Below are 26,511 nucleotides of genomic sequence, written 5' to 3' on the forward strand. Positions count from 1 at the left end.
CCTTAAGCCGCATCGCGCTTGGCTTCGTTGCGGTAAGCCGCCACCGCCTCGATCAACGCTTGCAGAATCTCTGCGCTCTCGCCGATCACCGACAAATCGGCACGCTTGATCATGTCGCAACCCGGATCGAGATTGATCGCCACCACCTTGTCGCAAGCGCCAATGCCTTGCAGGTGCTGGATCGCACCGGAGATACCCACAGCCACGTAAACCCGCGCAGTGACCCAGGTGCCAGATGCGCCGACCTGGCGATCGCGCGCCATGAAGCCATCGTCCACCGCCACCCGCGACGCACCTTCGGTAGCGCCGAGTGCCGCCGCCGTTTCGTGAAACAGCTGCCAGTCCTTGACGCCGTTACCGCCGGAGAAAATGAACTCGGCTTCGGCCATTGGAATCGCTGCCGGGTCCACCGCCACCGCGCCAAGATCCTCGATTCGCGACAGGCTACGCGCGGCACTTGTGGATAACTCCACCGGCAACGCTTCATGTCGGGTTTCGCTGACTGGCTCGGCGCATTCGGCCGCCGCCAGAATCAACCGTGCGACGGGACGGGCAAGGTCTTGCAGCCCAGCGCCAGCGCGGCCTATGCATTCCTGATCCTTGACCTGCCAGACCCTTGTCGCCGGGCGTTCACCCAGTGCCGCGGCAAAGCGCCGGCCGAGTTCACCACCACCGCTGCGACTGTCCGGCAGCAGCCAGTGACGTGGATTGAACTGGTTATCCACAGCGCGCAAACCTTGCACCCGCTGCTCCGGTGCATAACCGCTGAACTGTTCGCCTTCTAGCACCAGCAAGCGGTCCACGCCTGCGGTGGCGAAGGCGTTTTCCTTATGTTCGCCAAAGACCACCGCCAACACTGCGCCGTCATTACCGGCGAGCTGATGGGCGAGGCCAAGCAAATCACGGTCGTGACTGCTCAAGCGGCCACCGACCATGTCCGGTACCACACTGATATAGAACGCCGGGGCCGGCACCTGATGCAGCGGCAGTTGCACTTCCACAGCGGCGGTACGTTTGACCGCCCCGCCCTGTTGCGCGCCGCTGCGGTCGATACGCTTGATGCCGTTGGGGCCGATAAAACCGATGCCGTGCAGGTTCTTGCGAATGACGCCGTTGGGCCCCATCCAGCTGTGTTGCGCCGGTTGCATCGCCGCGTGCAGCGGGTGCAGGCGGTTACGCGCAATCCATTCGGCGCGCGGGTCGCGGCGGATAATGTCGCTCATCAGTGGGCCTCCGCAGGTTCACGTTTGGCCGGGGTGGCAGGCTTGCTCGGCGCGGCGTCTTCGAGCAACGCGTCGGCGACCAGTTCAGCTATGTCCTTGATCAGCGGACGCGGTTCGACCACGCCTTCGAGCATCGCCGTGCACTGTGGACAACCCACAGCCACCAGTTCGGCTCCGGTTTCGCGGATGTCGTCCATGCGCATGTCGGGAATCCGCTGCTTGCCCGGAATGTCGGTAATTGGCGCGCCACCGCCACCGCCGCAGCAGCGCGAACGGAAGCCGGAACGCTGCATCTCTTTGACTTCAATACCGAGGGCGCGCAGCACTTCACGCGGCGCTTCGTACTCGCCGTTGTAGCGGCCGAGGTAGCACGGATCGTGATAGGTCACTCTGTTGCCTTTGTGCTGTCCGAGATTGAGTGCACCGGCCTGGATGATTTCTGCCATGTAGGTGCTGTGGTGCTGCACCAGGTAGTTGCCGTCGAACGCGCCGTACTCGTTTTTCAGCACATGGAAACTGTGCGGATCGCAGGTGACGATGCGGTTGAAGCTGTATTTGGCCAAAGTCTGGATGTTGCGTTTGGCGAGCAACTGGAAGGTCGCTTCATCGCCAAGACGCCGCGCCACGTCGCCGCTGTCACGCTCTTCGAGACCGAGCACGGCGAAGTCGATTTTCGCCGCTTTCAGCACTTTGACGAACGCGCGCAAAGTGCGTTGGTTGCGCATGTCGAACGCACCGTCGCCAACCCAGAACAGCACGTCGGTGGATTTCTTTTCGCTGAGCAGATTGAGGTTCAGATCCGCCGCCCAGTTCATCCGCCCGCCCGGGGCGAAACCGCCAGGGTTGTCGGTGGCAATCAGATTTTCGAGGACTTCGGCGCCCTTGTTTGGCGTCGCGCCTTTTTCCAGGGTCAGGTGACGGCGCATGTCGACGATGGCGTCGACGTGCTCGATCATCATCGGGCATTCCTCGACGCAGGCGCGGCAGGTGGTGCACGACCACAGAGTTTCGGCATCGACCAAACCATTGACGATAGGTTGATGTGGATTGCCTGAGTGTTCGCCCACGGGTTTGCCCGGATACGGGCTGCCAGCGAACTTGGCATCGGTGCCGCCAGCGAGGCCGACGACCATGTCCTGAATCAGTTTTTTCGGGTTCAGCGGCTGGCCGGCGGCGAAGGCCGGGCACGCCGCTTCGCACTTGCCGCACTGCACGCAGGCGTCAAAACCGAGCAACTGGTTCCAGGTGAAATCCTTGGGTTTCTCAACCCCCAACGGCGCTGACGGATCATTGAGATCCAGCGGTTTCAGGCCGGTGGAACGACCACCGCCAAAACGTTCGGCGCGGCGGTGCCAGGCCAGATGCAAGGCACCGGCAAAGGCGTGTTTCATCGGCCCGCCCCAAGTCATGCCGAAAAACAGCTCCGACACGCCCCACAACACGCCAATCCCGAGAATGACCGCGAGTATCCAGCCGCCGAAGTTCTCCGGGAGAATCCCGGCCACCGGCAAGGTCAGCAGGAAGAACGACGCCGAGAACGCCAGCAGGCTTTTCGGCAGGCGCATCCACGGGCCTTTCGACAGCCGCGCAGGCGGGTTGCGCCGACGCAGATAAACGAAGATCGCGCCGACGAACATCACTGCCGTCATCAGCAGCAAGGCGTAACCGAGTATGCGGTTATGCAGGCCGAAACCGTGCACCAGCAGCGCCAGCACAATCGACGCCACCGCACCGCCCGCTGTAGCAACGTGGGTGTTGGCGATGTATTTGTCCCGCGCCACGACATGGTGCAAGTCGACCATGTAGCGCTTGGGCATGGCGAACAGGCCGCCGATCAGATCGACCTTCGAGGCCCGGCCCCGACGCCACATCGCTACCCGCCGCAACGCGCCGAGGACACCAAGGCCGATAGTTGCGAACAACAGGATTGGAAGAAGGGTGTTCAACATGGTGAAGCTCCCACCAGTACAACCTGGAGAAACACGATCCGCTTTACTGTGGGAGCGAGCCTGCTCGCGAAAGCGGTGAATCAGTCAGCTCATCTTTCACTGACAGATTGCATTCGCGAGCAGGCTCGCTCCCACAGGGTTTGGTGCAAGCCTTAGAAATCCTTGCAGAGCCGCAGGGCGTCGTAGATCGCGGCGTGGGTGTTGCGCTGCGCCACGCAGTCGCCGATGCGGAACAGCAAGTAGCCGTCGCCCGCCTCGCTCAGCGAAGGTTGTGGCTGGATCGCGAACAACGCTTCGACGTCGATCTGGCCCTTGTTGCGCGAACCTTCTTTGAGCGCGTAGTAGATTTCCTCATCCGGACGCACGCCGTTTTCCACCACCACCTGATCGACCACACGCTCCTCTTTCGCGCCGGTGTATTCGTTCTCCAGCACCGCGACCAGTTTGTCGCCTTCGCGGTAGACCTTCTCCAGCATCATGTCGCCGGTCATGATCACTTCTTTCGGGTACATGCTGCGGTAGTAGGTCGGGAACGACGTACCGCCGATGGCCACGCCCGGTTTGATGTCGTCGGTGACGATCTCGACCTGGCTGCCCTTGTCGGCGAGGAAGTCGGCAACCGACATCCCGGTGAACTCGCAAATGGTGTCGTAGACCAGCACGTTCTTGCCCGGCGCGACCTTGCCGTCGAGTACGTCCCAGCTGCTGACCACCAGCCCTTCGGCGGCGCCCCAGTGCTCGTTCTGTTCCAGGTACGGATGCCCGCCGACCGCCAGCACCACCACGTCCGGACGCAAGTCCATGATGGTCTCGGCATCGGCCGCTGTACCCAAGCGCAGATCGACTTTCAGCCGTGCCAGCTCCAATTGGAACCAGCGGGTGATGCCGGCAATCTGATCGCGCTGCGGCGCTTTCGAGGCGGTGGTGATCTGCCCGCCGATGAATTCTTTTTTCTCGAACAGGGTCACGTCGTGGCCACGCTCGGCGGCAACGCGGGCCGCTTCCATCCCGGCCGGGCCGGCACCGACGATCACCACTTTGCGTTTCGGCCCAGTGGATTTCTCGATGATGTGCGGCACGCCCATGTATTCACGGGACGTCGCGGCATTCTGGATGCACAACACGTCGAGGCCTTGATACTGGCGGTCGATGCAATAGTTGGCGCCGACGCACTGTTTGATCTGGTCGATCTGGCCCATCTTGATCTTGGCGATCAGGTGCGGGTCAGCGATGTGCGCGCGGGTCATGCCGACCATGTCGACGTAACCGCCTTCGAGAATCCGCGTGGCCTGGTTTGGGTCCTTGATGTTCTGTGCGTGCAGCACCGGCACCTTGACCACTTCCTTGATTCCGGCGGCCAGATGCAGGAACGGCTCCGGCGGATAACTCATGTTCGGAATCACGTTGGCCAGGGTGTTGTGGGTGTCACAACCCGAGCCGACCACGCCGATGAAATCGAGCATGCCGGTGTCGTCGTAATACTTGGCGATCTGCTTCATGTCCTCGTGGGACAAGCCGTCCGGGTGGAATTCGTCACCGCACAGACGCATGCCCACGCAAAAGTCATCACCGACCTCGGCGCGTACGGCTTTCAGCACTTCCAGACCGAACTTCATCCGGCCTTCGAAGGTGCCGCCCCATTCGTCGGTACGCTTGTTGACGCGCGGGCTCCAGAACTGGTCGATCATGTGCTGGTGCACCGCCGACAGCTCAACGCCGTCGAGCCCCCCGGCCTTGGCCCGGCGTGCGGCCTGGGCGTAGTTGCCGATCACCCGCCAGATTTCTTCTGGCTCGATGGTTTTGCAGGTGGCGCGGTGCACCGGTTCACGGATGCCCGACGGTGACATCAGTGTCGGCCAGTTGAAGCCGTCCCAGCGCGAGCGCCGGCCCATGTGGGTAATCTGGATCATGATCTTGGCGCCATGCTTGTGCATGGCGTCGGCCAGATTCTGGAAATGCGGAATGATCCGGTCGGTCGACAGGTTGACCGAGCTCCACCATTCCTGCGGGCTGTCGATGGCGACCACGGAGGAACCGCCACAGATCGCCAGGCCGATGCCGCCCTTGGCTTTCTCTTCGTAGTATTTGACGTAGCGGTCGGTGGTCATGCCACCGTCAGTCGCGTAGACCTCGGCGTGCGCGGTGCTGAGCACGCGGTTGCGGATGGTCAGTTTGCCGATCTGGATCGGCTGGAACATTGCTTCGAAAGCCATGGCGGGTTCCTCGACTTACAACGGCTTGACGGTGAACAGCCCGTCGTCGTGGCCTTCTTCGGAGCCACCGTAAACTTGCTCGGCAACCGTGCGAATCTTGCTGCCGCGCGCCTCAAGAATCTGGTCCATGGCCCCGGCAAACCAACCGGTGAACATGTAGTCGACCTTGCGCCCGACCTTGCCGTAGACGTAGACGAACGCCGAGTGTTCGAGCTTGACGCTGGCGGTGCCTTTGTCGAGGTCGATGTCCTGGATCTTGAACAGGCCCCAGCCGCGTTGCGACAGGCGCTTCATGTAGTGCTCGAACACCGCGACGCCTTCCAGGCCGTGGCATTCAGCTTCTTTTTCACACCAGTGCCAGGCGGACTTGTAGCCGGCCTTGTAGAGGATTTCGGCGTAGGCGTCAGCACCCAGAACTTCTTCGATGCCCATGTGGTTATTGACGAAGAAGTGGCGCGGTACGTAGAGCATTGGCAGGGCGTCGGAGGTCCAGACACCGGTCTCGCTGTCGACTTCGATTGGCAATTGCGGGGCGATCTTGGCCATGGAAACTTAACTCCAGAAAAATAGTGGATTCAGTGGTGACCGCTGCCCTCACCCCAGCCCTCTCCCACAGGAGAGGGGGCAGTTCGGCGGCGGTCTTGCGTCAGCGTTACTCGCCCCAGACGTCCTTCAGGACGTTGACCCAGTTCTCGCCCATGATCTTGCGCACCACGCGCTCGGGATGGCCGCGCTTGAGCAGGGTTTCGGTCAGGTTCGGGAACTCGCCGACGGTGCGGATGCCCAGCGGGTTGATGATCTTGCCGAAGCTGGTCAGACGGCGGGCGTAGCCCTTGTCGTGGGTCAGGTATTCGAAGAAGTCCTGACCGTGACCCTGGGTGAAGTCGGTGCCGATGCCGATGGCGTCTTCGCCGACGATGTTCATGGTGTATTCGATCGCTTCGGCGTAATCGTCGATGGTCGAATCGATGCCTTTGGCGAGGAACGGCGCGAACATGGTCACACCGACAAAACCGCCGTGATCAGCGATGAACTTCAGTTCTGCATCGGACTTGTTGCGCGGGTGCTCTTTGAGACCCGACGGCAGGCAGTGGGAATAGCAGACCGGTTTTTTCGATTCGAGGATGACCTCTTCGGAAGTCTTGGAACCGACGTGGGACAGGTCGCACATGACGCCGACACGGTTCATCTCGGCAACGATTTCGCGGCCGAAACCCGACATGCCGCCGTCACGTTCGTAGCAACCGGTGCCGACCAGGTTCTGGGTGTTGTAGCACATCTGCACGATGCCGACGCCGAGCTGCTTGAACACCTCGACATAGCCGATCTGGTCTTCAAACGCGTGAGCATTCTGGAAGCCGAAGAGGATGCCGGTCTTGCCCTGCTCCTTGGCCTTGCGGATGTCGGCGGTGGTGCGCACCGGCATCACCAGGTCGCTGTTTTCACGAATCAGCTTCTGGCTGGCGGCAATATTGTTCACGGTCGCCTGAAAGCCTTCCCACACCGACACAGTGCAGTTGGCTGCCGTCAGACCGCCCTTGCGCATGTCTTCGAACAGCTCGCGGTTCCATTTGGCAATGATCAGACCGTCGATAACGATGCTGTCGGCGTGTAATTCGGCTGGGCTCATCAGGCGTCCCCTTATTGGCGATTCATGCGCCGAAACCTCTGCCGGCGCTTTGGGGCCAGCATATGCCTCGGTGCCGGGGCGACCGGGTGCAAAAACGACAGGGGAATTGCCGAAAGCGTCAATCCGCGACAAAGGGTCGCCAGACGCCCCGATCAGCTACCTGTTCAAGCCCGCCAGCTTGAGCCAGAATCTTGCGCATCTTGGAAACACCACTGGATTAGAGCGGCGACAACAATGAAATCGATCTTTCTGGCTTTGGCTTTGCTTGCGACCGGCGTACACGCCGCCGAAGAGTCCGACAACAACCCGTGCGACGCGGTGGAAAACGACGTCCAGACCCTGGAATGCTCGACCTATAGCCGCAGCACCGCCGAAGACCTGCTCAAGGACAACTACGCCAGCCTGACCGAACGCATGCAGACGGCGTACGGCAAAAACGCCACGCAACTGGCGGACATCACCGCCAAACTCAAGACCGCCCAGCAACAATGGCTGAAGACGCGGGATGCCGATTGCGCAGTGGAGGCGTTCCCTGCCACCGCTGGCAGCAAAGCCTTCACGATTGCGCAGAATGATTGCGTGGCGCGGATGAGTGATGAACGGTCGGAGTTTTTGGAGTCGATTGGGCAGGAGTGATCCTGACTTCTCGCAACATGCCGTCAAACTTGTTGATTGGTATTGGGAGAAATATAAGCAAAGATTCTGAAATCTTATAAAAGACTTATATTTCTCCGAATATGAAGTTATCCACAGATATCCAAATCATCAACGACGCCGAGGGCAACCCCGCCTTCGTGGTCATTCCCTACGCGCAGTACGTTGCGCAAAAAATGCAGCCCGACCTGATTCCCCATGAGGTCGTCAGTCGGATGGTCGGCGGGGCGACACCGATCCGTGCCTGGCGCGAACAACTCAACCTGACTCAGGAAGAAGTCGCCAAACGCATGGGTATTTCGCAACCGGCGTTTGCCCAGCAGGAAACAGTCGCCAAGCCACGAAAAGCAACTCGCGAAAAGATTGCGGCGGCCTTTGGAATCACCTCTGAGCAGCTTGAGCTCTAGCCGGTTACGGCGTGTTTGCCTGCTGCAATAGCCAGGCATTCACACCGCCACCCGATGCCAGCATCAGTCGTGAAATGGAGATCGAGGTTTCGCGTGATCGAGGATCAGACGTGGTGCCTCATATTCATACCCCAGGTCAGCGATATCGCTCACGTCCCGAGCAGTCTGAGCAAACGGTTCGAGCACATCATCGTAGTTATGTCCTTTCGGACCATTAACCAACGGCGCGTAATGCGGCGCCCAACGCTCGTTGCTCTGCAGCATCAGCGCCTGCCAGTCTGCCCACACTTTGTCGACAAAGCAGTGATGCAGGAAGAACACCGGATCATCTGGCGAAGTCATCGGCAACATATTGCCGCCCACCCAGAGGTGCACACGATTATGCAGTTGTGAACCCGTGGTGGTTACCTGCGGATCGCCGCGCTGGGTGATCCAGCCTTCCAGACGATTTCGGAAACCGCGCACAGTCGGGCCGGAATCATAAGGCGGGGTGTCGTAAAGACTTTCGCGCAAGGCCATTTGCAGATCTTGCGGGGTCGGCAATGTATTCACGACCAGGCCGAACTGGCGCTTCAAACCAGGACCTGGCAAATCGTCATCCGGATAGGAAGGAACCGGCCATTTACCGTTTTGAACAGCAAACGGACCGGTTGCTACACGCCACTCATCGCTTTCAACACCATTGCCGCCCATAAAATCCTCAGCCCACACCGGAGAGTTGAGCGGATCGGCAGCATCTTCGGTCCAGTTCCAGTACGGAATCGTGATGGAGCGGTTAATCGCCTGAAGGTCATTTTCGAACTTCAGTAAAAATGCCCGGTGCCATGGCAGGAACGAAGGCCCCCGATGAGCGCCATTGCGGTAATTTGGATCGTTTGGTTCATGAGGCAAAACCGTGGGCTTCATGACTTGGTGATGCAGGTGCACATACTCATCGTATTGACCTGACTGTTTGAGCTGGAGACAGGCATCGACGAAGTTGTCTTTTTCGATTGGGGTCAGCGAGCGAATGTTCTTGCGGAGCTTCATGTCTTCAATCCCTTGAGCGAGGTTAGGTGTAGAAAGGGCGACAATCGTCCCAATCCTCCAACAACCAAGCTAGGCGCCAGTCGGAAGGCCGTCTACTGTCAGAAATTACAGGTCGGCAACGATTTCCGACCAGCGGTACTGCACCGTTGGGGCACCGACGCGAGGTGACTTGACCGCCCGACTGCGTCAACATGATTGCCATCCAATTCGCTCATAAGGTCACTCCGCCCATGAACATCTGCGGCATCGAAATCAAAGGCAGCGAAGCGATCATCGCCGTGGCCGCTCTCGACGGTTCAGCATTGAGCCACGTTCCCCTTGCCACCAAGAAGATCGCCCTCGAAGACGATGACGAAGCGGCCAACGTGAAGCTCTTTGCGGCGCAGGTGGCGTCGTTTGTGCGGGAGAATTCGGTTGATCGGATTGCGATCAAGAAGCGCAGCAAGAAGGGTGAGTTTGCCGGTGGGCCGACGACATTCAAGATTGAGGGGATTTTGCAGTTGCTCGATGGGTGTGAGGTGACGTTGTTGTCGCCGCAGACGATCAATGCGCAGGCGAAGAAGCACAATTTTGAACTGCCGGGGACGCTGAACAAGTATCAGCATGAGGCTTATAAGGCTGCGTGTTCGGCGTTGGTGAAGAAGTAACGCGATCAAACTGTAGGAGTGAGCCTGCTCGCGATGACGAAGTGTCAGTCGACACCAGTGTTGTCTGACTTACCGCTATCGCGAGCAGGCTCACTCCTACAGGGGTTTTGTGTGCATCCAATTAGGCCTGGGCGGTACGGCGGTCTTCGCGGGGGCAGCGGGCGAAGCGTGCACGGTAGCTGCGGGTGAAATACGACGGTGATTCAAAGCCGCAAGCGATGCTGACTTCGAGCACGCTCATGTCGGTCTGGCGCAGCAGTTGCCGGGCTTTTTCCAGCCTTAGCCGCAGATAGAAATTGCTCGGCGTGTCGTTCAGGTGCAGCCGGAACAGGCGCTCCAGTTGCCGTCGTGTCACTTTGATCGAATCCGCCAATTGCAGCGTGGTCAGCGGCGGTTCGCTGTGCTGCTCCATTTCGCCAATCACCTGAACCAGTTTTTTGTTGCTGATCCCATAGCGCGTGGCGACTTCCATACGTTGGTGGTCTTTGCGCGGACGGATGCGCCCCAGCACGAACTGCTCGCTGACCTGAATCGCCAGTTGCGGGCCGTGGGCCTGGGCGATCAGATCGAGCATTAGATCGATGGAAGCAGTGCCACCGGCCGAGGTGATGCGCCGACGGTCGATCTCGAACAGCTCCTGCGTAACGCTGAGCTGTGGATAAGATTCCTTGAACGCATCAATGGCTTCCCAGTGCAGGGTCAGGCGATGGCCATCGAGCAGGCCAGCCTCGGCAAGGACGAAGCTGCCGGTGTCGATGGCGCCGAGGGTCACGCCTTCGTTATCCAGCCGCCGCAGCCAATGCTCCAGGGTCGGCGTGGCAAATTTCAACGGTTCAAACCCAGCCACCACCAACAACGTTGCGCCTTTCTTCAACGGCTCCAGCGCCGCGTCGGCGTTGACCGACATGCCATTGCTCGCCAGCACCGCCCCGCCATCGGCACTCAACACATGCCAGCGATACAGCTCGCCACGGAAGCGGTTGGCCACGCGTAGCGGTTCGATCGCGGAAATAAAGCCGATGGCGGAGAACCCCGGCATCAGCAAGAAATAGAAATCCTGGAACATGTGCGCACTCGGTCGGCGGGTAGCGTGGATCGTTGATACGCCGATTGTCGTCAGCGTTCAAGCGCACAGGTCGCTACAGTGCAAATGCCAGTCGCCGCAGTGCGTTTTCACAGGCGCATTGCTGCGTAACTTTGCATTACCGGCACGACAGATGCCGGAACTCACAATAAACGACCTGCCGAGGAACCCGACATGAAACGACTGATCAGCAGCTGTGTTCTTGCACTCAGCGGTACCGCTTTCTTCAGCGCCAGCGTCATGGCGGCCGAACCCGCCTCATGCCAGAACGTGCGCATGGGCGTGGTCAACTGGACCGACGTGATTGCCACCAGTGCCATGACCCAGGTCCTGCTCGACGGCCTCGGCTACAACACCAAACAGACCAGCGCGTCTCAGCAGATTATCTTCGCCGGGATCCGTGATCAGCGGCTGGACCTGTTCCTCGGCTACTGGAACCCGCTGATGACCCAGACCATTACCCCGTTCGTCGACGCCAACCAAGTCAAAGTCCTAGAAGCACCGAGCCTGAAAGACGCCCGCGCCACCCTCGCGGTGCCGACTTATCTGGCCGACAAGGGCCTGAAAACTTTCGCCGACATCGCCAAATTCGAGAAGGAACTGGGCGGCAAGATTTACGGCATCGAACCGGGCTCGGGCGCCAACACGCAGATCAAGGCAATGATCGCCAAGAACCAGTTCGGCCTCGGCAAGTTCCAGCTGGTCGAGTCCAGCGAGGCCGGCATGCTCGCCGCCGTCGACCGTGCCGTGCGCCGCAAAGAGGCCGTGGTGTTCTTCGGCTGGGCGCCGCACCCGATGAACGTCAACGTGCAGATGACTTACCTGACCGGCAGCGACGACGCCCTCGGCCCGAACGAAGGCATGGCCACCGTCTGGACTGTGACCGCGCCGAAATACGCTGAGCAGTGCCCGAACATTGGTCGTTTGCTGACCAACCTGACGTTCACCGCCGAAGACGAGAGCCGGATGATGCAGCCGCTGCTCGACCACAAGGACGCTTTCGAATCGGCCAAGCAATGGCTCAAGGATCACCCGGAAGACAAGCAGCGCTGGCTTGAAGGTGTGACCACGTTCGATGGCAAACCGGCCGCTGAAAACCTGCAGCTGACCAGCAAATAACTCCCTTTTGAAAAGCCCCTCACCCTGACCCTCTCCCAAAGGGAGAGGGAACTGGACGAAGCTTCGCAGCCCGGAAAAGGGCTGCGGACAGACCCATCACGCCTGAAGGAAACCGCACCATGAACCACGACGTCATCATCACCTGCGCACTCACCGGTGCTGGCGACACGACCGCCAAGAGCCCACACGTGCCGATCACCCCGAAACAGATCGCTGCGGCGGCTGTTGAAGCGGCCAAGGCCGGCGCCACGGTTGTGCACTGCCATGTGCGCGATCCGCAGACCGGCAAGTTCAGCCGCGACGTAGCGCTGTACCGCGAAGTGATGGAGCGCATCCGCGAGGCGGACGTCGACATCATCGTCAACCTCACCGCCGGTATGGGCGGCGACCTGGAGATCGGCGCGGGCGAGAACCCGATGGAGTTCGGCCCGAACACCGATCTGGTCGGCCCGCTGACCCGTCTCGCCCACGTTGAAGAGTTGCTGCCGGAAATTTGCACCCTCGATTGCGGCACGCTGAACTTCGGCGATGGCGACACCATTTATGTCTCCACTCCGGCGCAACTGCGTGCCGGCGCCAAGCGTATTACCGAGCTGGGCGTGAAGGCCGAGCTGGAGATTTTCGACACCGGTCACCTGTGGTTTGCCAAGCAGATGATCAAGGAAGGTTTGTTGGATAACCCGTTGTTCCAGCTGTGTCTGGGCATCCCGTGGGGCGCTCCGGCGGATACCACCACCATGAAAGCCATGGTCGACAACTTGCCCGCTGACGCGGTGTGGGCCGGGTTCGGCATTGGCAGGATGCAGATGCCGATGGCGGCGCAAGCGGTGTTGCTCGGCGGCAACGTGCGGGTCGGGCTCGAAGACAATCTGTGGCTGGACAAAGGCGTGCTGGCCACCAACGGCCAACTGGTCGAACGCGCCACCGAGATCCTCAGCCGCCTCGGCGCCCGCGTGCTGACCCCGGCGGAAGGTCGCAAAAAGATGGGCCTGACCCAGCGCGGCTAACGAACTCACCTCAAAACCCTGTGGGAGCGAGCTTGCTCGCGAATGCGATGGCTCTGCTGATGAAGATGCTGCGGATGTACCGCCCCCTTCGCGAGCAAGCTCGCTCCCACAGGGAACTCCACAACCTTCAGGACATGACCATGAGCTTTATCACCGAAATCAAAACCTTCGCTGCGCTGGGCAGCGGTGTCATCGGCAGCGGCTGGGTCGCGCGCGCCCTCGCCCACGGCCTCGACGTGGTGGCGTGGGACCCGGCACCCGGTGCCGAAGCAGCACTGCGCAAACGCGTGGCCAATGCCTGGGGCGCGCTGGAGAAAAACGGCCTGGCGCCGGGCGCTTCGCAGGATCGTCTGCGCTTTGTCGCGACCATCGAAGAATGCGTGCGCGATGCTGACTTCATTCAGGAAAGCGCCCCGGAGCGTCTCGAGCTGAAACTCGATCTGCACAGCAAAATCAGCGCCGCGGCCAAGCCCGATGCCTTGATTGGTTCGAGTACGTCGGGCCTGTTGCCAAGCGAGTTCTACGAGAGTTCGACGCACCCCGAACGCTGCGTGGTCGGCCACCCGTTCAACCCGGTTTATCTACTTCCGTTGGTCGAAGTGGTCGGTGGCAAGAATACCGCCCCGGAGGCCGTGCAAGCGGCGATGAAAGTCTACGAATCCCTCGGCATGCGTCCGCTGCACGTGCGCAAGGAAGTGCCCGGTTTCATCGCTGACCGTTTGCTCGAAGCGCTGTGGCGTGAAGCGCTGCACCTGGTCAACGATGGCGTGGCGACCACTGGCGAGATCGACGATGCGATTCGTTTTGGCGCTGGTTTGCGCTGGTCGTTCATGGGTACGTTTCTGACTTACACCTTGGCCGGTGGTGATGCCGGCATGCGTCACTTCATGTCGCAGTTCGGCCCGGCGTTGCAGTTGCCGTGGACCTATCTGCCGGCTCCGGAGCTGACTGACAAGTTGATTGATGACGTGGTCGATGGCACCAGTGATCAGCTCGGTCGTCACAGCATTTCGGCGCTGGAGCGCTATCGTGATGATTGTCTGCTGGCGGTGCTTGAGGCGGTGAAGACCACCAAGGAGAAGCATGGGATGAGTTTTAGCGAGTGATGTGTATGGCATGACATCGCTGCCCTCACCCTAGCCCTCTCCCGGGGGGAGAGGGGACCGACCGCGGTGTTTTTGCGAGCTACGCCGACTTGCACCACCGAGCCGAACTCAAGTTTTGAATAGCATAAAGATCGGCTCCCTTTCCCCCTCTCCCCCCTGGGGGAGAGGGCTGGGGTGAGGGGGTAGCTCCTGATCTTAATGACCTGCCAACTGCCGGAACCCAATCATGCCCACCCTCACCACCTACCAAACCAGAATCATCCCCGACTGGGTCGACTACAACGGTCACCTGCGCGACGCCTTCTATCTGCTGATTTTCAGCTACGCCACCGACGCTCTGATGGACCGCCTCGGCATGGACAGCAGCAACCGCGAAGCCAGCGGCCACTCGCTGTTCACCCTCGAACTGCACCTCAATTATCTGCACGAAGTGAAGCTCGACACCGAGGTCGAAGTGCACACGCAAATCATCGGTCACGACAGCAAACGCCTGCACCTCTATCACAGCCTGCACAAGGTCGGTGACGAGCAGGAACTGGCCGGCAACGAACAAATGCTCTTGCACGTCGACCTCGCCGGCCCGCGCTCGGCGCTGTTCAGCCCGGACACCTTGAGCCGCCTGCAAGACATCGTCGCCGAGCAAAAAGACCTGCCCGCGCCCGCTTACATCAGCCGCGTTATCGCGCTGCCACCCGCCCGGTAATTCCATAGATCGCAAGGAGCCGCCATGAACACCGCTGCCGCTGTTGCCGATTTCCGTACTTATCCGTTGATCAGCGCGCTAAGCGGCGTGCAGAGACTGGCGGATCGTGTTGCCATTGAGTGGGCTGACGGTCGCGTCAGCCCGTTTCACCATGTCTGGTTACGGGACAATTGCCCGTGTCAGCAATGCGTCTACAACGTCACCCGTGAGCAGGTTTTCGAGATTGTCGACGCCGCTGAAGATCTGAAACCCGCAGCCGCAAACATCGACACCGACGGCTGCCTGCGCATCGACTGGCAGGACGGCCACCTTAGCCGATTCGATCCAGGCTGGTTGCGCGCCCATGCCTACGATGAGCAATCCCGCGCCGAACGCTTGGCCGCCAAACCCAAGCCTTATCTGTGGCGCAGCGATATGCAGTTGCCGGTTTTCGAATACGCCGCACTGATGAACGACGACGCCGCCCTGCTGCAATGGCTGATCGCCGTGCGCGACATTGGTCTGACGCAAGTACGTGGCGTGCCCACCGAACCGGGCTCGCTGAAGCTCATCGCCCAACGCATTTCTTTCATCCGCGAGAGCAACTTCGGCGTGCTGTTCAACGTGCAATCCAAGGCCGATGCCGACAGCAATGCCTACACCGCTTTCAACCTGCCGTTGCACACGGATCTACCCACCCGCGAGCTGCAACCGGGGCTGCAATTTCTGCACTGTCTGGAGAATGACGCCGAGGGTGGCGAGAGTATTTTTGTCGACGGTTTTGCGATTGCCGATGCGTTGCGCAGTGAAGACCCCACGTCGTTTCAGGCGCTGTGTGAAATACCTGTGGAGTTTCGCAACAAGGATCGGCATAGCGACTATCGCTACCTGGCGCCGATCATTGCTTTGGATGCTTTGGGACGTGTCGCAGAAATCCGCATGGCGAACTTTTTGCGTGGGGCATTTGATACGTCGGTGGAGCAGATGCCAGTGTTGTATCGGGCTTATCGACGCTTCATCGCAATGACCCGCGAGCCGCGATTTCGGCTGATACAGCGGCTCAATCCTGGCGAGTTGTGGTGTTTTGATAATCGCCGCACCTTGCATGCGCGCAATGCCTTTGACCCAGCCACGGGGGCGCGACATTTCCAGGGTTGTTATGTCGACCGGGATGAGTTGTTGTCGCGGATTCTGGTGTTGCAGCGTTAGACCGCGTCATCGTTATTCGTCGGAACGCCGCCCGGAGACAGGCTCGCTCCCACTTTTAACCGCATTCCCCTGAATCAACGCGGTCACCTGTGGGAGCGAGCCTGCTCGCGAAAGCGTCAATGGGAACAACAAATCTCTACCGATTCACAGGCAAAAAAAACTCCGATCAAGCCGTGACAGGATCGGAGCTGAGGAGGGTACTGTTGAGGAGCTGCCAAGCGAGGGTGACCAAACCTTCGTGTTGCAAGCTGAGTTCAGTGTGCCCACTCCCTTGAGCGGCAAGTTAGCCGAAAACGACCTGTTCATAGCCGTCGCAGCCACTGCGACAAATCGCCCTTGCCGTGCCCCCGCATGGCTACCAGAATCGAGCCACGACCTCCGTTACCGAAGAAGGATGCGCGTCATGATGTATGCCGATTTGATCGATCAGGAAGATTTGTTGGGCCAGCTCAAGGCGTTGGGTATTCAAGTACCGAGTGGCACTACCGCCGATCAGGCTTGCGAGTGCGCGGTACGCGGTCTGGATAATGTTCGCGCGTTTGAACTGCGCAAGATGGTCAAGGACATGTACACCAGCGGCGCCAGTATCCAGCCTGCGGTGCGTCAGGCGATCGACAAACAGTTGTTGCCGGCACTGGCGGAATATCAGCAAAGCCATAGCGCCTGACAGCAGATCAAAAGATCGCAGCCTTCGGCAGCTCCTACATTGGAACGCATATCCCTGTAGGAGCTGCCGCACGCTGCGATCTTTTGCCTTACAGCCTTACACTGGCAAACGTCGACTCATTGCGCGCCTGACTCAACGCCGACATCGGCCCCGACAGCGGCGACATCACGATTGCCTGCGGCAGCGGCAGCATCGCCACTTGCTGGGTGGTGTTGGAGCCCACGCGCTCGTCACGCGGCGGAATGCCGAAGTACTCGCGGTAGCACTTGGAGAAGTGCGGCGTCGAGACGAAACCACACACCGACGCCACCTCAATGATCGACATCGGCGTCTGCTTGAGCAGTTGCCGGGCGCGGATCAGGCGCAGCTTCAAGTAATAACGCGATGGCGAGCAGTGCAGATATTTCTGGAACAGGCGCTCCAGCTGTCGACGCGACACGGCGACGTATACAGCCAGTTCGTCGAGGTCGATAGGCTCTTCGAGGTTGGCTTCCATCAGCGCGACGATTTCCTGCAGTTTCGGCTGATTGGTACCGAGCATGTGTTTGAGCGGCACACGCTGGTGATCCTGCTCGTTGCGGATGCGTTCGTAGACGAACATTTCCGAGATCGCGGCGGAGAGTTCACGGCCGTGATCGCGACTGATCAGGTGCAGCATCATGTCCAGCGGCGCGGTGCCACCGGAGCTGGTGAAACGGTTACGGTCGAGGGTGAACAAGCGCGTGCTCATGGCCACGCGCGGGAAGGCTTCCTGCATCGCCGCCAGACATTCCCAGTGCACGCTGCAATCGAAACCGTCGAGCAGGCCTGCACACGCCAAAGCCCAACTGCCGGTGCACACGGCGCCGAGACGCTTGGACTGACGCGCCTGGCTTTGCAGCCACGAGACGTGCTCACGAGTAACCGTGCGTTGAATACCGATGCCGCCGCAGACAATCACGGTGTCCAGCGGTGGCGCTTTGTGCATGGACGCGTCTGGCGTGATTTGCAGACCGTCACTGGCCCACACCTGCCCGCCATCGACGGTGAGGGTGCTCCAGCGATACAGCTCGCGACCGGACAATTGGTTGGCCATGCGTAGAGGTTCTACTGCTGAGGCCAGAGAAATCAGCGTGAAATTGTCCAGCAGCAGAAAGCCGATGGATTGAGGCGCACGGTTCTGGGGTTGGGCCCCGGAGTTGAACGACGTCATCGCGGTATCTCCTCACACAAAGCGGGTGATGGCCTCAGGCGGAGGCTCTTGTTATTGCCATCGTTCTCGCGTGGGAGACGGGCTTTGTTATGACAGAGCAATTGCCATGCCTAAAATTGGATGGCCGTTCAATAACTCCTGAAAACGACGTCGCGACGTGTCTATACGAGTGGTCCGCCAGTGGAGTTTCGAAGTGCCATCAGCGGCGGCAAAAGCCCTGCTCCGGCAGGTGTGAGCAGATCGGTAGCACTTGTGGGAACTGGCCTGCGCGCGATTGTAGGACAGTGTCACCGCAAGCACAGGTGATGGACGGTAGGGGGTGCTGGTTGCCTGTAACAGGTGGGAAAGACTCTTATCTGTTTGCGACGCGCTAAAAGGTGGCGTGATTTATTGTCTGTGTTCACTTGGTGAGCAGTTTTGACTGGTCTGGCGCTATCGCGAGCAGGCTCACTCCTACATTTGAAATGCGTCCCCCTGTAGGAGCGAGCCTGCTCGCGAAGAATTCACCTCGGTGTCACTGAGTCAGCACTCAACCGCGCTAACCGCCAAGCCACCACGCGATGTCTCTTTATATTTGTCATGCATGTCAGCGCCGGTATCGCGCATGGTGCGGATCACCCTGTCCAGCGAGATAAAGTGCTGACCATCCCCACGCAACGCCATCTGCGCCGCGTTGATCGCCTTCACCGCCGCAATCGCATTGCGCTCGATGCACGGCACCTGCACCAGGCCACCGACCGGATCGCAGGTCAGCCCTAGGTTATGCTCCAGGCCAATCTCCGCCGCGTTGCACAGTTGCTCCGGCGTAGCGCCAAGAATTTCCGCCAGCCCCGCCGCCGCCATCGCGCAGGCCGAACCGACTTCGCCCTGACAGCCAACCTCAGCGCCAGAGATCGAAGCATTCTTCTTGCACAGAATCCCCACCGCCGCCGCACCGAGGAAGTAGTCGACCACGTTGGCGTCCGTCACCGCCTCGCTGAACTTCATAAAGTAGTGCAACACCGCCGGAATGATCCCCGCCGCGCCATTGGTCGGCGCCGTGACCATGCGCCCGCCGGCCGCGTTCTCTTCATTCACCGCCAGGGCGAACAGGTTGACCCACTCCATCGCGCTGAGCGTCGAGCCGATCACATTGGGCTTGCCCAACTCCTGAAGACTGCGATGCAACTTCGCCGCGCGCCGCCGTACATTCAATCCGCCGGGCAGGATGCCTTCGTGTTTCAAGCCCTGTTCGACGCAGTCCTGCATCGCCCGCCACAGCTTCATCAGCCCGGCGCGGATTTCTTCTTCACTGCGCCAGACCTTTTCGTTGGCCATCATCAGTTCGGCAACGCGCAGGTTGTTGTTCTTGCACAGCTCCAGCAGCTCGACCGCGCTGGAAAAGTCATAAGGCAATTCAGTGCGATCCAGATCGACCACTCCGCTGGAGGCCTGCGCCTGATCCACGACAAAACCGCCGCCCACCGAATAGTAGGTGTCGCGATGCAGTTCGCCGTGATCGCCCTCGGCAATAATGGTCATGGCATTGGGGTGGAATGGCAGGTTCTCATCGATCAGGCGCATGTCCCGCGCCCAGACAAACGGCACCGACAAGCGACCATCCAATAGCAGGGTGTGCGTTTCGCGCAGGGCCTGGATGCGCGGGCCGATCTGCGACGGGTCGATTGCGTCCGGCCACTCGCCCATCAGTCCCATGATCACCGCGTTGTCGCTGCCGTGACCAATACCCGTGGCCGACAGCGAACCGAACAACTGCACTTCTATACGGCGCACCTGTTCCAACTGGTGCTTGTCCCGTAGCGACTCGACGAACAATGCCGCGGCGCGCATGGGTCCAACGGTGTGGGAACTGGAAGGGCCGATGCCGATTTTGAACAGGTCGAAAACACTGATAGCCATTGCTGCAGAGCTCCTGAGGGTACCGGTCCGGGACGCAAAAGCGCCCGCTGGCGGAGCTGCTACGCTCAAGCTGCGATCCGCCGGAATGCCCGCATCATCAGGCTTTTGTCGGGACGCACGACGTCTGACACCGACGCACTCATGTCCACCAGCGCCGCGCCGTTTTCGCCCCGGTTTTTCGCCGTTTTCATGCAGTTCAGATGGCCATTCGGGGCTGAAAAAAGCTGTAAACGACGTCACTGACACTGGATGCGACCATCCCTGTACTGGATACGACCCCCCCTGTAGGCGTCAGATTTTCACTGGTACATGATCGTTATGACTCGATTGCAAGGCGCCGTGACAGAGCTGTCTCCAGAACGCCATCCAACCGCAACCTATAAGTGCGGTGGTCCACAGTCGGAACACTGCCAAAAAAAACACCAAGGAGTCCATCCATGAAAGGTTCCCCGTCGTTGTTGTTGGCCGCCATGCTGAGTCTGCCGTTACTGGCGCAAGCTGCAGAACCGGCGCAGTGCAGTACCGTTAACTTCTCCGATGTCGGCTGGACCGACATCACCGCGACCACCGCCACCACCTCCGTTGTCCTCAACGCCCTCGGCTACAAGACCAAGACCACCATGATCTCCGTGCCGGTGACCTACAAGTCGCTGGCCGACGGCAAGAACATGGACGTGTTCCTCGGCAACTGGATGCCGACCATGGAAAACGACATCAAGGCCTACCGCGATGCCGGCACCGTGGAAACCGTGCGCACCAACCTCAAGGGCGCCAAGTACACCCTCGCCGTGCCGCAAGCCCTGTATGACAAAGGTCTGCATGACTTCGCCGACATCGCCAAATTCAAGAAAGAACTCGACGGCAAAATCTACGGCATCGAGCCTGGCAACGACGGCAACCGTCTGATCCAGAGCATGATCGACAAGGACGCTTTCGGCCTGAAAACCGCCGGTTTCAAAGTCGTCGAATCGTCGGAAGCGGGCATGCTCTCGCAAGTGGATCGCGCGCAAAAACGCGACACCGCCGTGGTCTTCCTCGGCTGGGCACCGCACCCGATGAACAAGCGCTTCAAGATTCAATACCTGACCGGTGGCGACGATTTCTTCGGCCCCGATTTCGGTGCGGCGACCGTGGCGACCAACACCCGCAAGGGTTACGCCGCGGAATGCAGCAACGTCGGTCAGTTGCTGAAGAACCTGGAGTTCACCGTCGACATGGAAAGCGAACTGATGGGCAACATCCTCGACGACAAGATGAAGCCTGACGCGGCCGCCAAGGCCTGGCTGAAAAAGAATCCACAAGTGCTCGATACCTGGCTCGCTGGCGTGACCACCATTGACGGTAAACCTGGCCTGGAGGCCGTGAAAGCCAAGCTTCAGTAATCGCTTATGCCGGACGGCTGCGGCCGTCCGGGCTGTTTATTTCCTTGCATGCGGACGTTCACTACCATGCTGATTGATCAGAAAATACCTTTAGGCCAGTACATCGCGGGCTTCGTTGAATGGTTGACGCAACACGGCGCCAACACCTTCGACGCAATCGCCGTGACCCTGGAAACGATGATCCACGGCGTGACGTTTGCGCTGACCTGGTTCAACCCACTGGTGTTGATTGGCCTGATTGCCATCATCGCCCATCTGATTCAACGCAAGTGGGGCCTGACCGCGTTTGTGGTCGCCTCCTTCCTGCTGATCCTCAATCTGGGGTACTGGCAGGAGACCATGGAAACCCTCGCCCAGGTCATGTTCGCGACCCTGGTCTGCGTGGTCATCGGCGTGCCGCTGGGCATCGTCGCCGCGCACAAACCGATGTTCTACACCATGATGCGGCCGGTACTCGATCTGATGCAGACCGTACCGACCTTCGTTTACCTCATTCCTACCCTGACCCTCTTCGGGCTGGGTGTGGTACCGGGCCTGATCTCCACGGTGGTGTTCGCCATCGCTGCGCCGATCCGCCTGACCTACCTGGGCATCCGCGATGTCCCGCAAGAACTGATGGACGCCGGCAAGGCCTTCGGCTGCTCGCGTCGTCAACTGCTCTCACGGATCGAACTGCCGCACGCCATGCCGAGCATCGCAGCCGGCATCACCCAGTGCATCATGCTGTCGTTGTCGATGGTGGTGATCGCTGCACTGGTAGGCGCCGACGGACTCGGTAAACCGGTGGTCAACGCACTGAACACTGCTGATATCGCCCTGGGCTTCGAAGCGGGCCTGGCGATCGTACTGCTGGCGATCATGCTCGACCGTATCTGCAAACAACCCGACGCCAAAGTAGGGGGTGACGCATGAGCATAATTCGCTTCGAAGACGTCGACGTAATCTTCTCCAAGGATCCACGCGAGGCGCTCAAGCTGCTGGATCAGGGCATGACTCGCAACGAGATCCTGAAAAAGACCGGACAGATTGTCGGCGTGGAAAAAGCCACGCTGGACATCAACAAAGGCGAGATCTGCGTGCTGATGGGCCTGTCGGGTTCCGGCAAGTCGAGCCTGCTACGCTGCATCAACGGCCTCAACACCGTGAGCCGCGGCAAGCTGTTCGTCGAGCATGAAAACCGCCAGATCGACATCGCCTCCTGCACCCCGGCCGAGCTGAAAATGATGCGCACCAAACGCATCGCCATGGTATTCCAGAAGTTCGCCCTGATGCCGTGGCTGACGGTGCGCGAGAACATCAGTTTCGGTCTGGAAATGCAGGGTCGTCCGGAGAAGGAACGCAAAAAACTCGTCGACGAAAAACTCGAACTGGTTGGCTTGACCCAATGGCGCAACAAGAAGCCGGACGAACTCTCCGGCGGCATGCAGCAGCGTGTCGGTCTGGCGCGGGCACTGGCGATGGACGCCGATATTCTGTTGATGGACGAACCGTTCTCGGCGCTCGACCCGCTGATCCGTCAGGGTCTGCAGGATGAACTGCTGGAACTGCAACGCAAACTGAGCAAGACCATCGTGTTCGTGAGTCACGACCTCGATGAAGCACTGAAATTGGGTAGCCGCATCGCGATCATGAAAGACGGCCGGATCATCCAGTACAGCGTGCCGGAAGAGATCGTGCTGAACCCGGCGGACGACTACGTTCGCACCTTCGTCGCGCACACCAACCCGCTCAACGTGCTCTGCGGTCGCAGCCTGATGCGCACCCTGGACAAGTGCAAACGCATCAACGGTTCGGTGTGCCTCGATCCGGGCGGAGACTCGTGGCTGGACCTGGCCGAAGGCAACACCATCAAAGGCGCGCGGCAGAATGGTTCGGTGCTGAACCTGCAGAACTGGGCACCGGGGCAAGCGGTCGAGGGCCTGGAGCGCAAGCCGACGCTGGTGGACTCGAACATCGGCATGCGTGATGCGCTGCAGATTCGTTATCAGACCGGCAACAAGCTGGTGCTGCATGATGACAATCATGTGGTGGGGATTCTGGGTGACAGCGAGTTGTATCACGCGCTGTTGGGCAAGAACCTCGGTTAAGGAGGGATAAAAAAGGGATCGCGGTGAGCGATCCCTTTTTTATTGGGTCAGGTAAAAGCCCCTCACCCTAGCCCTCTCCCAGAGGGAGATGGGACTGACCGGGGGATGCTGCAGATCTACACCGACCTGATCTTGCTTCACCGAATCCATAATCGACTCGATCTTTCAGGTCGATGTACAACGCCAGACACCTCGGTCAGCTCCCTCTCCCTTGGGGAGAGGGTTGGGGTGAGGGGGCTTTTGACTTTAGCTGTACACCCGGCCAAGAAGCTGCCGATGGCTTTCAAACTGATCCAGCACATCGCGCGTGATCTGATCCTGCGTGAAGCCCATCAGGTCGTAATCCTGGCTGCCGTTGTGCAGATACACCTCGGCGCGGTAGTAACGCTGGCGCGCTTCATCCGATTGCGCCGATTCGGTCGGAGTCGCCAGATAACCGTCCAGGCTCACTTCATAAACGAAAGGGTTGCCCTCTTCCATTTCGACCCGCACGCCCATGCAACGCTTGGCTTTGCCCAGCAGTGTCTGCACTTCAATCCCCTGATTACGCAATTGCGCCGCTGCATCTTCCAGCGCCGGGGTGACGTGTTTGTCCATGAAACGCTGCACCACCGATTGGCTCGGCTGCAGGTCCAGTTGCGTCAGACGCTCGCTGAAACCACGACGACCGCGCTCCGCCAGTTGCGCCTGCTCCTGTTCGATCTGCACGTCCTGGCGCATCGCCTTGTGCAGGCCGAACATGAAGAACACCAGCACCACCGAGAACGGCAGGCCAGCCAACACCACCATGGTTTGCATGGCTTCGAAGTTACCGGCAAACAGCAGACCGATGGTCACCAGGGTGATCACCACCGACCAGAAGATCCGCAGCCAGTGCGGCGCATCTTCGTCGACGTTACCGCCCTTGCAGGACAGATTCGCCATCATCACCGCGCCGGAGTCGGCCGGGGTCAGGAACAGCACGAAGCCAACAAAGATCGACACACCGATGACGACTTTCGAGGCTGGGTAGTGCTCGAGCAACTGATAGATCGCCATCGACGGCTGTTCCAGCGCCGTCTTGCCCAACTCGACCGCGCCCTGATTCATCACCAGGTCCAGTGCCGAGTTACCGAAGATCGACAGCCAGGCCAAAGTGAAGCCCAGCGGAATCAGCAGCACGCCAGCGACCAGTTCACGCACGGTACGACCACGGGAGATACGCGCGATGAACATGCCTACGAACGGGGCCCAGGAAATCCACCACGCCCAGTAGAACAGGGTCCACAGGCCCATCCAGCGCTCGGACTTGGCGTTGTCGCCTTCGTACACATAAAGGTCGAAGGTTTTCAGCACGATGCCATTAAGGTAGTCACCGATGTTCTGCACGAAGCCGTTGAGCAGGTGCAGAGTCGGGCCGAACAGCAGGACGAAAATCAGCAGACCGCTGAACAACACGATGTTCAGGTTGGACAGACGACGGATGCCGTTCTCTACGCCGGACACGGCAGCGATGGTCGCCACGGTGCTCATCACGATGATGACGATCAAGAGGTTAGTGTTGCTGTGCTCCATGCCGAACAGGTTTTCCAGGCCCGACGACACTTGCAGCGAACCGATCCCCAGGTTGGTCACCAGACCCAGCAGAGTCACGAACATGCCGAAGCCGTCCACCGCGTGACCGGCCGCACCCTTGACCCAACGCTCGCCCACCAGCGGGTACAGCGCCGAACGCAGGGCCAGCGGCTGGTTATGGCGATAGGCAAAGTACGCTACAGCCAGACCGACCAGTGCATAGATCGCCCAGCCGTGCAGGCCCCAGTGCAGGAAGGTCAGTTGCACCGCCTGACGCGCGGCCAGGTTGCTGGCCGATGCGCCTTCCGGCGGATTGAAGTAGTGATCCAGTGGCTCGGACGCGCCGAAGTACAGCAGCGAAATACCGATACCCGACGAGAACAGCATCCCCGCCCAGGCGCCGTAACTGAAATCCGGGGTGTCGTCCTTGCTGCCCAGTTTGAGTTTGCCGTACGAGGAAAACGCCAGACCGACGACGAATACCAGGTAGGCGGCAATCACCACCATGTAGTACCAGCCGAAGCTGCGCGACAACCAGGCCTGAGCGATACCCAACAGTCTGCCGGCCTCTTGCGGGGCGATAATCAGAATGGCGGTCAACAACAGAATCAGCGCGGTAGAGGTGTAAAACACCCAACCGTTGACCGTCACCTTCTCGGGCGGGGTCTTTATAAGCGAGGCAGAACTCATGGCACAAATGCTCCAGGCAGTGCGAGAGAAGAACACAAGGCAACACGGAACCCGACCAATCGGTTAGTTGGCAGCCGACCGGCGGGTGATATAAAGACACCCCGAAAAAAGCCCGAACCTGCCGAAATGGCGCTGCGAATCGCTTTCGTGGCCAAAGGTGGACGGACGTTCATCCGAAACCTGGCCGTGAGCGTCTTGCCCTTTCAACACGTCCATCGAATCGCGAACCGCGCCATGCCCCACGCAGGTTTCGAGCTGTTTCGGATGTCGGTTTTATCGCCACTAACACGTAGGAAAAATCTGTAGGCAGCGACGATTTGTCGCAGATCTTATTCTTTGTTGATTGAACGTTCAATCAAAACAAAATAGACTGGCCGTCAATCCGATAGGCGTCATTCGCCGCTCGGAAGGCCTAAGGAGATGTGCAAGATGCCCAAGGTCGGTATGCAACCCATCCGCCGCCAACAACTGATCGAAGCCACTTTGCAGGCGGTCGATCAGGTCGGAATGGGGGACGCCAGCATTGCGCTGATCGCCCGTTTGGCCGGTGTCTCGAATGGCATCATCAGTCATTACTTTCAGGACAAGAACGGCCTGATTGCCGCCACGATGCGGTATCTGATGAACGTCCTCAGCGAGAACGTCACCGCGCGCCGACAGGCGCTGGCAGACAGCAGCCCACGGGCGCATCTGCAGGTGATCATCGAAGGCAACTTCGACGCCAGCCAGGTCAATGGCCCGGCAATGAAAACCTGGCTGGCCTTCTGGGCCACCAGCATGCACCAGCCGTCATTGCACAGGTTGCAGCGGATCAACGATCACCGTCTGTATTCCAACCTGTGCTGCGAGTTCCGCCGTGTGTTGCCGCTCGAAGATGCGCGCAGCGCAGCGCGTGGCCTGGCAGCGTTGATTGACGGCTTGTGGTTGCGCGGCGCTTTGTCGGGAGACGCTTTCGACACGGCGCAAGCGCAACAGATCGCTTACGAATACATGGATTTCCAATTGGCCAAGAAGGTGAGCTAGAGCACACAGAAAACGCTCGGCCCCTGAACGCCACCGCAGCCCCACCGCGGTGGTCAAC

At 59.8% G+C, this 26,511-nt stretch carries 23 protein-coding genes; 13 read left to right on the top strand and 10 right to left on the bottom strand.

From position 1 onward, the window contains the following. Window positions 1-2 precede the first annotated feature (2 nt). The 5 genes from etfA to ACRRSD_RS12925 all read right to left on the bottom strand — a co-directional run bounded on the left by etfA (window position 3) and on the right by ACRRSD_RS12925 (window position 7,015). On the bottom strand, window positions 3-1,223 hold the full coding sequence (gene etfA / locus ACRRSD_RS12905; protein ID WP_435038275.1) for an electron transfer flavoprotein subunit alpha: 1,221 nt from the start codon (window positions 1,221-1,223) through the stop codon (window positions 3-5). Then, window positions 1,223-3,172: a dimethylglycine demethylation protein DgcB gene (gene dgcB / locus ACRRSD_RS12910; RefSeq protein ID WP_435038276.1), complete on the bottom strand. Its 1,950-nt coding sequence runs from the start codon at window positions 3,170-3,172 to the stop codon at window positions 1,223-1,225. Before dgcB ends, etfA begins: the two co-directional genes overlap by 1 nt. Before the next feature lie 152 nt (window positions 3,173-3,324). Further along, entirely contained in the window at window positions 3,325-5,385 is a 2,061-nt protein-coding gene (dgcA, locus tag ACRRSD_RS12915) for a dimethylglycine demethylation protein DgcA (protein ID WP_435038277.1), read from the bottom strand. Window positions 5,386-5,400: 15 nt separating this feature from the next. Beyond that, window positions 5,401-5,931, bottom strand: coding sequence for a DUF5943 domain-containing protein (locus ACRRSD_RS12920; protein ID WP_005792152.1), 531 nt, complete (start codon window positions 5,929-5,931; stop codon window positions 5,401-5,403). Window positions 5,932-6,037: 106 nt separating this feature from the next. Then, window positions 6,038-7,015, bottom strand: coding sequence for a dipeptidase (locus ACRRSD_RS12925; RefSeq protein WP_435038278.1), 978 nt, complete (start codon window positions 7,013-7,015; stop codon window positions 6,038-6,040). Between the two features lie 234 nt (window positions 7,016-7,249). On the opposite strand from ACRRSD_RS12925, the gene ACRRSD_RS12930 reads away from it, so the two are divergent. Both ACRRSD_RS12930 and ACRRSD_RS12935 read left to right on the top strand, forming a co-directional pair. Then, window positions 7,250-7,651 carry a lysozyme inhibitor LprI family protein gene (locus ACRRSD_RS12930; RefSeq protein WP_186616184.1) on the top strand — a complete coding sequence of 134 codons (402 nt, stop codon included), beginning with the start codon at window positions 7,250-7,252 and terminating at the stop codon, window positions 7,649-7,651. 101 nt (window positions 7,652-7,752) lie between these two features. Beyond that, complete coding sequence (locus tag ACRRSD_RS12935) at window positions 7,753-8,076, top strand: helix-turn-helix domain-containing protein (RefSeq protein WP_435038279.1); 324 nt, start codon at window positions 7,753-7,755, stop codon at window positions 8,074-8,076. A gap of 63 nt (window positions 8,077-8,139) precedes the next feature. Here the strand turns inward: ACRRSD_RS12935 and ACRRSD_RS12940 are convergent, their stop codons facing one another. Next, complete coding sequence (locus ACRRSD_RS12940; protein ID WP_435038280.1) at window positions 8,140-9,105, bottom strand: tyrosinase family protein; 966 nt, start codon at window positions 9,103-9,105, stop codon at window positions 8,140-8,142. Window positions 9,106-9,335: 230 nt separating this feature from the next. Between ACRRSD_RS12940 and ACRRSD_RS12945 the strand changes: the two genes are divergently transcribed. Then, window positions 9,336-9,752 carry a DUF3010 family protein gene (locus ACRRSD_RS12945; RefSeq protein WP_064388145.1) on the top strand — a complete coding sequence of 139 codons (417 nt, stop codon included), beginning with the start codon at window positions 9,336-9,338 and terminating at the stop codon, window positions 9,750-9,752. Window positions 9,753-9,873: 121 nt separating this feature from the next. On the opposite strand, the gene ACRRSD_RS12950 is transcribed toward ACRRSD_RS12945, so the two are convergent. After that, window positions 9,874-10,818: a GlxA family transcriptional regulator gene (locus ACRRSD_RS12950; RefSeq protein WP_435038281.1), complete on the bottom strand. Its 945-nt coding sequence runs from the start codon at window positions 10,816-10,818 to the stop codon at window positions 9,874-9,876. Window positions 10,819-11,010: 192 nt separating this feature from the next. Here ACRRSD_RS12950 and ACRRSD_RS12955 point away from each other — a divergent pair, with 192 nt between their 5' ends. The 6 genes from ACRRSD_RS12955 (at window position 11,011) to ACRRSD_RS12980 (ending at window position 16,626) form a co-directional block, all read left to right on the top strand. Next, a complete protein-coding gene (locus tag ACRRSD_RS12955; protein WP_435038282.1) occupies window positions 11,011-11,955 on the top strand; it encodes a choline ABC transporter substrate-binding protein in 945 nt (314 codons plus the stop codon). A 119-nt stretch (window positions 11,956-12,074) separates the two neighbouring features. Further along, window positions 12,075-12,962, top strand: coding sequence for a 3-keto-5-aminohexanoate cleavage protein (locus tag ACRRSD_RS12960; RefSeq protein WP_435038283.1), 888 nt, complete (start codon window positions 12,075-12,077; stop codon window positions 12,960-12,962). Window positions 12,963-13,102: 140 nt separating this feature from the next. Then, window positions 13,103-14,068, top strand: coding sequence for an L-carnitine dehydrogenase (locus tag ACRRSD_RS12965; RefSeq protein WP_414870659.1), 966 nt, complete (start codon window positions 13,103-13,105; stop codon window positions 14,066-14,068). Between the two features lie 226 nt (window positions 14,069-14,294). Continuing rightward, window positions 14,295-14,771: a thioesterase family protein gene (locus tag ACRRSD_RS12970; protein ID WP_435038284.1), complete on the top strand. Its 477-nt coding sequence runs from the start codon at window positions 14,295-14,297 to the stop codon at window positions 14,769-14,771. Window positions 14,772-14,795: 24 nt separating this feature from the next. Beyond that, window positions 14,796-15,959, top strand: coding sequence for a gamma-butyrobetaine dioxygenase (locus tag ACRRSD_RS12975; RefSeq protein WP_435038285.1), 1,164 nt, complete (start codon window positions 14,796-14,798; stop codon window positions 15,957-15,959). Between the two features lie 403 nt (window positions 15,960-16,362). Further along, entirely contained in the window at window positions 16,363-16,626 is a 264-nt protein-coding gene (locus tag ACRRSD_RS12980) for a hypothetical protein (protein WP_435038286.1), read from the top strand. An 88-nt stretch (window positions 16,627-16,714) separates the two neighbouring features. On the opposite strand, the gene ACRRSD_RS12985 is transcribed toward ACRRSD_RS12980, so the two are convergent. After that, window positions 16,715-17,818, bottom strand: a complete 1,104-nt coding sequence (locus tag ACRRSD_RS12985; protein ID WP_007949927.1) for a GlxA family transcriptional regulator — start codon at window positions 17,816-17,818, stop codon at window positions 16,715-16,717. A 522-nt stretch (window positions 17,819-18,340) separates the two neighbouring features. Continuing rightward, entirely contained in the window at window positions 18,341-19,717 is a 1,377-nt protein-coding gene (locus ACRRSD_RS12990) for an L-serine ammonia-lyase (protein ID WP_435038287.1), read from the bottom strand. 437 nt (window positions 19,718-20,154) lie between these two features. Here ACRRSD_RS12990 and ACRRSD_RS12995 point away from each other — a divergent pair, with 437 nt between their 5' ends. The 3 genes from ACRRSD_RS12995 (at window position 20,155) to choV (ending at window position 23,186) form a co-directional block, all read left to right on the top strand. Beyond that, window positions 20,155-21,099 (top strand): choline ABC transporter substrate-binding protein, encoded by a 945-nt coding sequence (locus ACRRSD_RS12995; RefSeq protein ID WP_064119194.1) that lies wholly within the window; start codon window positions 20,155-20,157, stop codon window positions 21,097-21,099. Between the two features lie 66 nt (window positions 21,100-21,165). Next, window positions 21,166-22,011 (top strand): choline ABC transporter permease subunit, encoded by an 846-nt coding sequence (gene choW / locus ACRRSD_RS13000; protein ID WP_122604374.1) that lies wholly within the window; start codon window positions 21,166-21,168, stop codon window positions 22,009-22,011. Next, window positions 22,008-23,186, top strand: a complete 1,179-nt coding sequence (choV, locus tag ACRRSD_RS13005) for a choline ABC transporter ATP-binding protein (RefSeq protein WP_034153601.1) — start codon at window positions 22,008-22,010, stop codon at window positions 23,184-23,186. The genes choW and choV overlap by 4 nt, the downstream gene beginning before the upstream one ends. 246 nt (window positions 23,187-23,432) lie before the next feature. Here choV and betT read toward each other — a convergent pair whose 3' ends face one another. Further along, window positions 23,433-25,430, bottom strand: a complete 1,998-nt coding sequence (betT, locus tag ACRRSD_RS13010) for a choline BCCT transporter BetT (protein WP_435038288.1) — start codon at window positions 25,428-25,430, stop codon at window positions 23,433-23,435. A 429-nt stretch (window positions 25,431-25,859) separates the two neighbouring features. On the opposite strand from betT, the gene betI reads away from it, so the two are divergent. Continuing rightward, window positions 25,860-26,453: a transcriptional regulator BetI gene (betI, locus tag ACRRSD_RS13015; protein ID WP_077574838.1), complete on the top strand. Its 594-nt coding sequence runs from the start codon at window positions 25,860-25,862 to the stop codon at window positions 26,451-26,453. The last annotated feature ends 58 nt before the right edge of the window (window positions 26,454-26,511 follow it).

It is taken from the genome of Pseudomonas neuropathica (assembly GCF_051174785.1).
Classification (GTDB): domain Bacteria; phylum Pseudomonadota; class Gammaproteobacteria; order Pseudomonadales; family Pseudomonadaceae; genus Aquipseudomonas; species Aquipseudomonas neuropathica_A.